This is a genomic window from Alphaproteobacteria bacterium (assembly GCA_039980135.1).
Taxonomy (GTDB): Bacteria; Pseudomonadota; Alphaproteobacteria; order UBA6615; family UBA6615; genus UBA8079.
This window is the reverse complement of record JBDXCV010000004.1, coordinates 49,784-61,995: the sequence shown is the minus strand read 5'-3', so window position 1 is coordinate 61,995 and position 12,212 is coordinate 49,784. Positions and strand designations below refer to the sequence as shown.

Sequence of the window (12,212 nt, the reverse complement as noted above, 5' to 3'; positions counted from 1 at the left end):
CTATTCCGCCGCGATCTCGGAGAATGCCGCGGCCGGCGCGCGCGGCGGCTGGGCACTGACCCGCCCCTCACAGACATCCGCCAGGCTGACCGAGTTCAGATAGGTGTGAATCTGATGGCCCAGTTCTTCCCACAGGTCATGGGTCATGCAGCGACTGCTGCGCCGGATGCACCCCTTTGTCGCACCCGGTTTACAACCCGTGGTGCGGATGGGTTCGTCGACGGCGGAAATCACATCGGCAATCCGAATTTCTCCGGCGGCATTTGCAAGCTTGTATCCGCCGCCCGGACCGCGAACGCTTGTCACCAGGCCTGCCCGGCGCAGTTTCGCAAAAAGCTGTTCCAGATAGGACAGTGAAATTTCCTGTCGTTCTGCCACCTCCGACAACGCGACTGGGCCCAACGCGCCAAATTGCGCCAGATCCACCATCGCCATGACGCCGTAGCGCCCTTTGGTACTGAGTTTCACGATCGACCTCCTTCTTCGTACCCGCGCACGAAACTCGGCTTAGTAAGAGGCCGAGGGTTCGTCGGAATCCGACTCTTTCTCCGCCGATGCGCGACGCAGTTGGATGCGCTCCTCGAGCTCGCGCTCGAGTTCCTGCACGCGCATGCGCAAGGTGCTGATCTCGTTCAACATGGCGCCCATCGCCTTGGCATCGGGATCGGGGATATCGTCCGTCGGCGTTCCATAGGCCGAGAACTGCTCCGGCGAGCAGGACGACGTTGCCACCGGCTGGGCGGGAATTCCGACGACCGTACAATTCTCCGGCACGTCCTTCACCACGACGGCATTCGCGCCAACGCGCGCATTTCGTCCAACGGTCACCGGTCCCAGTACCTGGGCACCCGAGCCGATGATCGATCCCGAAAGCAACGTCGGATGCCGCTTCACATCCTTCTGGGATTGGCTTTCGACCGATGGCGCAATCCCGCCGAGCGTGACGTTGTGATAGATCGTTACATCGTCCGCGATTTCAGCGGTCTCGCCGATCACAACGCCGATTGCATGATCGATCACGAGCCGGTTGCCGATTTTGGCACCGGGGTGAATATCCACGCCCGTGAGGAACCGCCCGATGTTGCTCACGAACCGCGCCAGGACCTTCAGTCGGTAGGACCAGAGCCAATGTGCGAGGCGAAACCAGACCACCGCATGGAAGCCCGGATAGCTGATCGCCACCATGAATCGAGAACTTGCTGCCGGATCGCGTTCCAGATACGCGTCCAGATCGTCAAAGAGATGCTTGAAGACCATGTCGACCTTTATGATATAGAGCGCTCTGCATCGCTCATCTCGCCGGATTGACCACGCCGTGGCGTGCCTGAAATCGGGATATATGATGTCCGAGTAAACTGGTCAAGTATTTGGCTCAAGTCCTTGGGAATCGGGACGCAATTATCCGATTCCATAGCTCAGTGATTTGCCGCGCGTCATCGGCGGAATGGAAACAAGATATGCCTGAAGTGATCATCAACGGCCCCGAAGGTCGTCTCGAAGGCCGTTACTATCCGGCAAAAGTTCCGAATTCTCCGATCGCCCTGCTGCTGCATCCGCACCCGCAGCATGGCGGCACGATGAACAACAAGGTCGTTTATCAGCTCTATCAGATGTTTGTCCGACGCGGATTTGCGACCCTTCGATTCAACTTTCGCGGCGTCGGGCGTAGCCAGGGCAGCTTCGACCGCGGCGAAGGCGAACTCTCGGATGCCGCATCGGCCCTCGACTGGCTGCAGACACAGAACCGAGACGCCCCGATGTGCTGGGTCGGCGGATTTTCGTTCGGCGCCTGGATCGGCATGCAGTTACTGATGCGGCGTCCCGAGATAACGGGTTTCCTATCGGTGTCACCACCCGCCAACATGTATGACTTCTCGTTCCTCGCGCCCTGCCCGGCCTCCGGCTTGATCACCCATGGCGACAAGGACGACATCGTTCCTCAGGAATCGGTGACCGACCTGATTGCAAAGCTCGCGAAGCAGAAGGACGTGATCATCGATTTCCAGGTTCTCAAGGGCGCCACCCATTTCTACAATGAACATCTGGACGAACTTGAGAAAACCGTGAGCGGTTACCTCGACCGGCGAACGGCGGAAATCGAGGCCGCACTTGCGGCCGAAATCGAGGATCTGGATGACGCCGAAGAGGCCGACGACGACGACAAAGACTAAGCTGCCCTGAAAAGCTGCCCGCCGGTCGTGGGTTTTGCCACGCCCGTCGTCGTGGGACCGCTCAACGGCAACCCGCGCAGGCTTCGGACGGCGAGATAGGCGAAGGCCTGCGCCTCCATCGCATCGCCATCGATGCCGGCTGCCTCCGTGGGCACAACCGACACGCCAAGAGATTTTCCGAGCCAGTCCATCAGGGTCGGGTTCTTGCGTCCCCCGCCTGTCACCAGCCAGCGGACGGGTTGCTGGGGCAGATGCGGCACCGCGCGCGACACAGCCTCGGCGGTAAATGCGGTCAGGGTCGCCGCGCCGTCTTCGACACTCAGCCCATTGACGGGCGATAAATCGAACGCGTCGCGATCGAGCGACTTGGGTGGGGGTATCCGGAAATAGTCGTTGCCGAGAAGCTTGGCGAGGACCGCCCGATCAACGCGTCCGGCCGCGGCCAGTCGCCCATCCAAATCAAAGGGCTCGCCGGTGCGTTGGTGCACCCAATCATCAATCAAGGCCCCGCCTGGCCCGGTGTCGAAGGCGCGGATATGCTCGAACGGATTGTCCTGCCCGGCGCCGGCGCCGTCACCGATCCAGGTCAGATTGGCGACGCCGCCGATATTCAGAAAACAGACCGGGCGGTCCGACGGCGCGCGTGCCAAATGAAACAGCGGGGCAAACGGCGCGCCCTGGCCGCCGGCGGCCATGTCGGCGGCCCTGAAATCGGCGACCACGTCGACCCGGGTCTCGCAGGCTAGCGTTTGCCCATCGCCGATCTGAACCGTGCGGCCATGGGCCGGATCGTGAAACACCGTGTGGCCGTGAAAACCCATCACCGAAATTGATTCGCTCGATACACCGGCCATTGTCAAAAGCTCGCGAACGATTGCGACATGACGCGCAGTCAATTCGGCAGCGACATCATCATGGGCGCCTGCAATGCCAACGGCGGCGCGAAGCTGCGCGCGAAATTCGGGATCATAGGGTTGGTCAAGCTGTGCGACGGGCTCGAACGCCGTCATCCCGTCCGTCCGGATCAGGGCCGCATCGATTCCATCCATCGATGTACCGCTCATCAGGCCCACCGCGAGGCAGCTCTCACTCGCGCTCATGCCGCGAATCCCCTATCTCATGCGTTGTGAAGATATACACGCTGACGCCCCAGATGTGTTAGTGAACGCCCGCTTTGCCCGCCAGGCCGGTTGAGAAGACATGCCCGACTATAAATCAGACTTTATCCAGACCCTGACCGAACGCGGTTACCTGCATCAATGCACGGACCTCGATGCCCTCGACAAGCGTGCGTCGGAAGGCATCATTACGGCCTATGTCGGCTATGACGCGACCGCCGACAGCCTGCATATCGGCAACCTCGTATCGATCATGATGCTGCATTGGTTGCAGGCGACCGGCCATCGCCCGATCGTCCTGATGGGCGGCGGCACCACGAAAATCGGTGACCCGTCCGGTAAGGACGAAGCCCGCCAGCTTCTGACCGACGAAAAGATCGCCGCGAACATTGCGTCGATCCGGCAGACCTTCGACAGCTTCGTCTCCTTCGGCGACGGTGCCGCCGATGCGATCATGGTCAACAACGCCGACTGGCTCGACGCCCTCGAATACATCCCGCTGCTGCGCGAGATCGGTCGCCATTTCACCATCAACCGGATGCTGACTTTCGATTCCGTCAAAATGCGCCTCGATCGCGAGCAACCGCTGACCTTCCTCGAATTCAACTACATGATCCTGCAGGCCTATGACTTTGTCGAGTTGGCCCGGCGGCATGATTGTGCCCTGCAGATGGGCGGCTCGGACCAGTGGGGCAACATCGTCAACGGGATCGATCTCGGCCGGCGGATTGCCGAAAAGGAACTTTACGGACTGACCACACCGCTGATCACGACGGCGTCCGGCGCGAAGATGGGCAAGACGGCCGAGGGGGCGGTCTGGCTCAAGGCGGACAAGTTCGCGCCATATGACTATTGGCAGTTCTGGCGAAACACCGAGGACGCCGATGTCGGTCGGTTCCTGAAGCTGTTCACCGACTTGCCGCTCGACGAAATCGCCCGCCTGGAGGCGCTCGAAGGTGCAGAAATCAACGAGGCAAAGAAAATCCTCGCCGATGCTGCCACCCGCATGCTGCACGGCGCGGACGCGGCTGATCGCGCAGCGCAGACGTCGGAGCAAACATTCGAATCGGGCGTGACGGCAGAGGGACTTCCGACGACCGACCTGCCGCGCAGCGAACTCGAAGCCGGGATCGCACTTTTTGCACTGATGGCCCGCGCGGGTCTGGCATCGTCAAACAGTGAAGCGCGGCGGCTCATCAAGGGCGGTGGCGCACGCATCAACGACGTCGCCATTAACGCGGAAACCCATGAAGTCGGCGTCGATGCCATCAATCCGGACGGGGTGATCAAGCTTTCGGCGGGCAAGAAGCGCCACGCGCTGGTCCGCCCGGTTTAGAACCCAGTCGCGCGCATCAACCGCCTTCGTCGGCGGACGGCTCGAGTTCTTCGTCGTTGCCCGCCCCGGGGCCATCCTCACGGCCGAAGCCCGTCAGCAAACGGCGCACAAATCCCGGCGTCAGCACCGACAGGGGATTCACCGATACGTCGGGATCGTCTATCGAGCCGCTGACCCGGAACGTCGCCGCGAAAATGCCGTCCGCCCCGCCGGACAACACAGTCCCGATCAACGGAATGTTCGCGAGCAGAGAATTCAGGGTGTAGGCCGGCGCAATTTCTCCCGTCAACTCCAGCTGGTCGGTTACCCGGTCGATCCGGCCGCTTGCCAGAATGCCGATATCCGCGCCGCGCGCCTTACCTTCCTTGATGATGATTTCGCTGTCCGTGAGCGTGAACGGAACTTCGACCCGCCGGAATGTGAGCCCCTGCCCGCCGAGCACATCGGCGATCCCCGAAAATGACGTGAGTGCCAGGATCTGGGCGCCCACCGGGCCCTCCGTGAGCAGAAAGTTCTGCATGTCCAGTTGGCCGGTGATTACTTCTTCATCGCCCGAGCCGGACATCTGTCCCTGCACGCGCATCTCGCCGCCACGAATTGTATCGATCCAGTCCAGCGCACTCAAAACGCCACCGGCATCGTCGGATTCGAAGTTCAGGCGCCGCACACCATCCAATGGTTCGACCCGCAGAAATATGCGTCCGCCCTGCGAAAGCCGCGCACGCAGGTCAACATCGTTCCAGTCAGTGCCGTCATTGAAGAACGTGCCGAAGGCGCCCAGTAATCGTGTTTCTTCGCCGAGGCGAATTTCGCCGACTGGCGATTGTTCACTGATCACGATCCGCATCGCTTCGTCGTCATCGCTTTCTTCCGATTCCTCGAACAGGCCTTCCATGACAGGGCGCAGATCAAGCGCGGCACCACCCACCGAAATGACCTGCGGCACGCCGTCGGGCAACTCGATATTCACGAAAGCATCCGTCTCGCCGAAGACCAGGCGCTCAAGCGTCAATCGCTGCAATTCCGGGCCGTCGCCGCCCTGTCTGAAAAGACCCGCGCCATCGATTTCCAGATCGCCTGCACGCACCGAAAGCTCGGGCATGGAGGTCAGCACCTGGTCCTGCACCAGGAACCGGACAAACGCCCGCCCCTCTTCTCCCGGCAGCTTCATCCAACCGAATGGATCCAGATCCACCGTTACGTCGGTGAGATCAATTTCAGCCGCCCCGACCGCCGTGCCGTCCCAGCCAATGGCGTATGTCAGCCCCAGCCCCGCCGGGCCGGACACGAACGGAATGCCGTCCAATCCCAACTCGGCACGGGCCGCATCGTCGAGATTGGCCCGCACCTTGTAACGGGTGCGAACGGTATCCCCTTCTTCGAAGCGTTCGCTCCAGGTCAGACCAACCGGCACACGACCGATCGCGGCGGTGCCGCTGACTTCCATCCCGTCGCGATTCACATTCAGCGTCAAATCGCCTTCGGTGACCGGCAACTCGAACACGGCATCCTCGGCACCGAATTCCACCAACCGCGACGCCGTCGCGACGGCAATCTGATCTATCAGGACATCATCGAGAAGCGGAAAGGCGAAAACGGCGTTCGTCCGGTGACTGCCGCTGGTGCGCCCGGGATCAAGCCCGAATCCCGAGATGAAGCCAAGCGGCTCCGCATCCAGAATTTCCAATGCATCGCGCACGGGTCCGGAGATCGTCACCTCGATCTTGATGCTTTCGCCCCGGGGCGGGCCATCAAGACCCAGGATCTCGACCCTGCCGGACTCGGCCACGAGATCGCGCAGCGTTCCACCACCGAGATCAATATTGAAAGCTCGTGTGTCGAAGCGTGCGACGCCGAACACATCGCGCACGGGCGGCAAGGGTCGCAGGTAGTGCACGGCCGTGCCCCGAAACCGTATTTCGCCGTCAAAATCCAGAACCTCGGCATCGGCCGGCGCCGCCTCCGGGACCTTTGCACGTACGCGCAAAACGGCGCTGTCGACATGCCCGTCTCTCAGATTTTCGGTAACCCAGGAACGCACGTTGGGCTCGACCTCCGCCGGCCAATAGGTCTCGATCGAGTTGACCGGAAGGCTGCGCACCTCGGCGATGACGCCCAAGTTCCACTGATCGAGCACATGACGCGCGGTGCCATTCAGCAAAATGGTCGATGAACCCATTTCGAGATGTGCGTTCTCAAGCACGAACGCATTGAAGCCACGTTCCGAGCGCACACGAAAATTTCCGGCATCAAACGGAACAGGCTCATCGAACATTGTGTCGAGATGGACCCGGCCCGCGCCTGCGCGCACGTCAACGCTCATACCCGACGGCTCCAAATCGGAATCCAGGGACAATGTCAGCGTACCCTCGAGCAGGGTGTCGAGTTGGGCGAGCGGTTCGAGTTCCGGCGCGAACTGCGACAGTGTGGCCGGCGCCACGTCGCTAAACACTAATCCGAGTTCGGTCGCACCGGACTCGACGCGGTAAATTCCCGACAGATCGGCGCGAATAGCCTTGTCCGACTCGCCGAATACAACGGACCCCTCGGCACTAATCCCTTCGGCGTCCCGCACGAGCGCGACGTTCGCGCGCGGCGTGCGCAATCGCATTCCGCGTTGAAAATCATCGAACTCGATCAATGCGCTGCGCACCGCCACACGCGTCAGATAACCGCTCGCCAGATCGGGGTTGGGCACTTGCAGAAGTTCTTCGATCAACCCCGGCGATGTTGCCGGGCCGCCATCCGCTTGCGGGCTATTGCCGATATCCATGCTGATATCGCCATTGGCTTCGCGGACGACCCGTACGCGCGGGCCGAACAATTCCAGGCTGGTCGGCGCCACGAGGCCCCGCATCAAAGCCCGGCCGCTGAACTTGACCGACATCTCCGGGATCGTTGCGCGAACGCTGTCACTCGAATCGACGAACTGCAGCCCGACGGCACGGATGTCCAGTTCTCGCTCGTCGGCAGCCCATGTCAGAATCGTATCGTGCAGGCGAATGCTGGCGTTGCCGCGCCCCGTGTCCAATGCGCGTTCGATGAGCGGCGTCAGAAAACTGAGGCTGATGGGACCGCGGCTGAGTTGCCAGATCAAAACGCTGAAGATCATCGCCAATCCAACAAGGGCGGCGGCGAAAAACAACAGCAACCATCGAGAGCTTCGGACGATCAATGGGGGACCTTTCGTAAAGCCCGACGCGGCCAAGCGAGAGCGCTTGACCGTCCCCCACGCCATACAGCAGTGTGCGTGAAAATCAAGCGGCCCTCATGAGCTTTGCATTCTCGCCAGATCCCGACCAGTTGCCGCGCCCCGCCGATCCCGAAAAGGTGGAACGGGGACTGGAGCGTTTTCGCGACGCCGCTGCCGCGTCGGATGACCCTGCCGTCTCGGCGATCGCCAACGATCTTGCCGACGATCAAGCCATGCACGGCTTGCTCGCTGGCGTCTTCGGAAACAGCGGTTTCCTCGGTCAATGTCTTGTCCGCGATATCGCGTTTGTTCCGCTGATTTTCAATGAAGGGTTCGATCACGCCTTCGACAGTGTAATGCAGGATCTTGCGACATTCGATCCACACGCTAGTTTCGCTGATACCGGCGTCGCATTGCGTCGCGCAAAGCGGCGCGTCGCCCTCCTTACGGCATTGGCCGACCTGTCAGGTATCTGGCCTCTGGCCACGGTCACGGAACGGCTGAGCCAGTTCTGCGGCGCCGCCCTTTCGACAGCGATCCGTCATTTGCTGACGGCGGAACATGCGCGCGGCCGGCTGCAACTGTCCCATCCGGATTCCTCCGAGACGGAGTCCGGCTACATCGTCCTTGGCATGGGAAAACTCGGTGCATTCGAACTCAACTATTCCAGCGATATCGACTTGATCGTACTGTACGACCCGGATGTCGTATCCGCTGCGGATGACGGAAAAATGCAGCAAGTTCTGGTGCGCATGACCCGCGAACTCGTCAAGCTGATGGATGAGCGCACCGGCGAAGGCTATGTCTTCCGCACCGATTTGCGTTTGCGCCCGGACCCGGGCGCCACACCGGTCGCGCTGTCCACTTTTGCCGCGGAAACCTACTACGAGAGTCTGGGACAGAACTGGGAGCGTGCGGCGATGATCAAGGCGCGGCCCGTGGCCGGAGACCTCGCCGCCGGGGAACGGTTCCTGGAGGCCCTGCAGCCATTTATATGGCGGCGCCATCTGGATTTCGCAGCCATCGACGATATTCAGTCGATCAAGCGGCAAATCCATGCCCACAAGGGCGGCAGCACGGTCGCCGTCGCCGGCCACAACGTCAAACTGGGGCGCGGCGGAATTCGCGAAGTCGAGTTTTTTACCCAGACACAGCAACTCATCTGGGGCGGCCGCGATCCCGAGCTGCGATCGCCATCCACGATTAAGTCCATCGAAGCCCTTGTCACGGCCGAGCGCGTCGCGCCCGAGGTCGCGCAAGACATGATCGGGGCGTATCGGTATCTGCGGCGGCTCGAGCATCGTCTGCAGATGGTCGAAGACCAGCAGACCCATAGCTTGCCCGACAGCGCCGAGGACCTGGAAGACATCGCGGCTTTCATGGGCTATGCGGACCGTGAGAGCTTCGAGGCGGAACTGATGCGCACCTTGCGCACGGTCGAAAATCACTACGCCGAACTCTTCGAAGAATCGGAATCGCTCGGCGGAAGCGGCACACTGGTCTTCACCGGCGGAGAGGATCATCCCGATACGCTGACCACTTTGCGCGGCATGGGCTTCTCCGACCCCGAAACGATTTCGACCGCAATTCGCGGCTGGCACCACGGGCGACATCGCGCCACCCGGACCACCCGTTCGCGTGAAATCCTGACCGAACTGATGCCCGTGATCCTGGAGGCATTGTCGAACACGGCAAACCCGGACGCCGCATTCCGGCGATTCAACGAATTTATTGCCGGCTTGCCTTCGGGCGTTCAGCTCTTTTCGCTGTTTCAGGCAAACCCGTCCCTGCTGACCCTGGTAGCCGATATTACAGGGGGCGCGCCGCGAATGGCCGAATGGCTCGGCCGGAACCCGCTCCTCCTCGATGGCGTCCTGGCCACCGATTTCTTTGACAGCCTGCCCGATGCGGACGCGATGGCGGCGGAACTTTCCGAGCGCATGGACCAGGCCAACGACATGCAGGATATTCACGACATCGCGCGGCGCTGGGTCAATGATGCGAAGTTCCAGGTCGGCGTTCAGATTCTGCGCAACAAGACAGATATCGACCGGGCGGACCGCGCCTACTCGGATATTGCCGACACGGCTATCCGGGCCTTGCTCCCGCCCATCATCGCGGAGTTTGCCGCACAACATGGTCAATGTTCCGGCGGCGGCCTGGCCGTCCTCGCGCTGGGAAAGCTGGGAGGCCGCGAACTCTCTGCCACCTCGGATCTCGATCTGGTCTTCCTCTACGACAGTCCCGCGTCAGCCGACGACACACCGATCATGTCGGATGGACCCAAGCCCCTTTCGATATCGCACTACTATCAGCGTCTTGGGCAGCGGGTGGTCAACGCCATGACCGCGTTGACCGGGGAAGGCCGGTTGTATGAGGTCGATATGCGTTTGCGCCCTTCGGGCAACGCAGGGCCGCTGTCGATCAGTCTCGAAAGCTTCGCCGCCTATCAACGCGAAAGCGCATGGACGTGGGAGCATCTGGCGCTGACCCGCGCGCGCGTCGTCTGCGCCGACCCCGATTTCAAGAAACGGATCGAAGCGGAATTGCACACCGCGCTCGCGATCGAACGCCCGGCCGACGATCTCCTCGTCGCCGTCGCGGAAATGCGGGAACGGATGGCAAAGGAAAACGGCACCGAAAACCCCTGGAGCGTCAAGCATGTGCGTGGCGGACTGGTCGATTGTGAATTTATCGCCCAGTATCTTCAGCTCCGTCACGCACATGAGAACCCCGAAATTCTCGACACCGGCACGACGACGGCGTTTGCGAAACTACGCGATTCCGGATTTCTTGCTCCGGATGCCGCCGAAGAACTCATCGCGGCGACAAGCCTCTGGCGGCGGATTCAGGGCCTGCTTCGTCTCACGCTCGAAGGCAAACACGACCCGGAAACCTTTCCACGCGCACTCGAGCAGCAACTGGCGAACGCAGCCGGCGTGGAGAACTATGAAACGCTCGACGCACTGGTGCGCGAAACCGCGCAACGGACCTATATTCACTTCAACGCCATCATCGCCGACCCTGCCAAAGCCATCAAAGACATGCAGATCAGCCAATCAAACGGAGAGACTGAATAATGAGTGTGAAAGAAGGCGGCAAGGCGCCCGCATTTTCGATGCCAACGGACGGTGACGGCAAAGTTGCCCTGAAGGACCTGAAGGGCCGCCCGGTCATTCTCTATTTTTACCCCAAGGATTCGACTCCCGGCTGCACCACCGAAGCATGTGATTTTCGCGACCTGACACCGGATTTCTCGAAGATCGATGCGGAAATCGTCGGGGTCTCCAAGGACAGCGTGAAGCGACACGACAACTTCAAGGCAAAGCATGATCTGCCCTTTTTACTCGCCAGCGATGAAGACGGCGATGTGTGTGAGCGATACGGAGTCTGGGTCGAAAAAAACATGTACGGGCGCAAGTTCATGGGCATCGAACGCGCGACTTTCCTGATCGACGGCAAGGGTGTGGTTCAAAAAATCTGGCGCAAGGTCAAGGTAAAGGGGCACGCGGAAGATGTGCTCGCCGCCGTGAAAGCGCTTTGACCAGCATTGCGGAAACCACACTACCGGCACCCGAGGCAGAGGGCGGCGCGACCTCCCTCGCCCAGGCCGCCAATGCGGTGCTGCGCACGGCAGATGCGCGGGAGAAATGCGCCGCAACAGCGGCGTTCGCGGCACGGTGGCGCGACGGCAGGATCGCCATGGTCGGCGACACAACGCCGCCCGAGCGCCCGGCGCGCCCGGCCAAACCCGACTTGCTGCCACCCGCCGACGTACCGCGGCGAAAGATCAACCGCGGGACAGCCGGCCGGATTGCGCAGATTCACGCGCTTGCCCATATCGAACTCAATGCCATCGATCTGGCCTGGGACATCATCGCGCGCTTCTCCGGGCGCAGTCTGCCGCGCGCTTTCTATGACGACTGGGTTCGGGTCGCGGAAGAGGAAGCCAGGCATTTCGGGTTGCTCGCCGACCGTCTGACGGATTTCGACGCAGTGTATGGCGATCTACCTGCCCATGACGGCCTCTGGGATTCCGCGATCGAGACCCGCCATGATCTGGCGGCGCGGCTGGCGGTGGTGCCGCTGGTGCTGGAAGCCCGCGGCCTCGATGTGACCCCGATGATGATCGCGAAGCTGCGAACCGTGGACGATGATGCAACCGCAGATTTGCTCGAAATCATCTACCGTGACGAAATCGGGCATGTCGAGATCGGTCAGCGCTGGTTCGAGTTTGAATGCGCGCGGCGCGGACTGGCGCCACAGGGCCACTGGCGCGATCTGGTGGCGCGTCATTTTCGTGGCCCGCTCAAGCCACCCTTCAACATCGAGGCCCGCGACGCCGCCGGCATGCCCCAGGACTGGTACCTGATGGCACCCACACCGTGACGGCC

The 12,212-nt window shown here is 61.4% G+C and carries 9 protein-coding genes; 5 read left to right on the top strand and 4 right to left on the bottom strand.

What is annotated here, in order from left to right; genetic code table 11:
* Together ABJ363_07870 and cysE are read right to left on the bottom strand one after the other, a co-directional pair.
* Complete coding sequence (locus ABJ363_07870) at positions 1 to 468, bottom strand: Rrf2 family transcriptional regulator (GenBank protein MEP4378905.1); 468 nt, start codon at positions 466 to 468, stop codon at positions 1 to 3.
* 39 nt (positions 469 to 507) lie between these two features.
* Positions 508 to 1,257, bottom strand: coding sequence for a serine O-acetyltransferase (gene cysE / locus ABJ363_07865; GenBank protein ID MEP4378904.1), 750 nt, complete (start codon positions 1,255 to 1,257; stop codon positions 508 to 510).
* A gap of 200 nt (positions 1,258 to 1,457) precedes the next feature.
* Between cysE and ABJ363_07860 the strand changes: the two genes are divergently transcribed.
* Positions 1,458 to 2,171, top strand: coding sequence for an alpha/beta hydrolase (locus ABJ363_07860; GenBank protein ID MEP4378903.1), 714 nt, complete (start codon positions 1,458 to 1,460; stop codon positions 2,169 to 2,171).
* Here ABJ363_07860 and ABJ363_07855 read toward each other — a convergent pair.
* The gene (locus ABJ363_07855) at positions 2,168 to 3,271 is read right to left on the bottom strand and encodes an anhydro-N-acetylmuramic acid kinase (GenBank protein MEP4378902.1); all 1,104 of its coding nucleotides are present in this window, start codon (positions 3,269 to 3,271) and stop codon (positions 2,168 to 2,170) included. The genes ABJ363_07860 and ABJ363_07855 overlap by 4 nt on opposite strands.
* Before the next feature lie 100 nt (positions 3,272 to 3,371).
* Here ABJ363_07855 and tyrS point away from each other — a divergent pair, with 100 nt between their 5' ends.
* Positions 3,372 to 4,625, top strand: coding sequence for a tyrosine--tRNA ligase (gene tyrS / locus ABJ363_07850; protein MEP4378901.1), 1,254 nt, complete (start codon positions 3,372 to 3,374; stop codon positions 4,623 to 4,625).
* Positions 4,626 to 4,641: 16 nt separating this feature from the next.
* Here tyrS and ABJ363_07845 read toward each other — a convergent pair whose 3' ends face one another.
* Positions 4,642 to 7,737 (bottom strand): AsmA-like C-terminal domain-containing protein, encoded by a 3,096-nt coding sequence (locus tag ABJ363_07845; protein MEP4378900.1) that lies wholly within the window; start codon positions 7,735 to 7,737, stop codon positions 4,642 to 4,644.
* 158 nt (positions 7,738 to 7,895) lie between these two features.
* Here ABJ363_07845 and ABJ363_07840 point away from each other — a divergent pair, with 158 nt between their 5' ends.
* Genes ABJ363_07840 through ABJ363_07830 form a run of 3 tightly spaced genes read left to right on the top strand, consistent with a single transcriptional unit; the run spans position 7,896 to position 12,207 of the window.
* Positions 7,896 to 10,898 (top strand): bifunctional [glutamine synthetase] adenylyltransferase/[glutamine synthetase]-adenylyl-L-tyrosine phosphorylase, encoded by a 3,003-nt coding sequence (locus tag ABJ363_07840; GenBank protein MEP4378899.1) that lies wholly within the window; start codon positions 7,896 to 7,898, stop codon positions 10,896 to 10,898.
* Positions 10,898 to 11,362 (top strand): thioredoxin-dependent thiol peroxidase, encoded by a 465-nt coding sequence (bcp, locus tag ABJ363_07835; protein MEP4378898.1) that lies wholly within the window; start codon positions 10,898 to 10,900, stop codon positions 11,360 to 11,362. Before ABJ363_07840 ends, bcp begins: the two co-directional genes overlap by 1 nt.
* Positions 11,359 to 12,207 (top strand): ferritin-like domain-containing protein, encoded by an 849-nt coding sequence (locus ABJ363_07830; protein MEP4378897.1) that lies wholly within the window; start codon positions 11,359 to 11,361, stop codon positions 12,205 to 12,207. Before bcp ends, ABJ363_07830 begins: the two co-directional genes overlap by 4 nt.
* Positions 12,208 to 12,212: the final 5 nt, after the last annotated feature.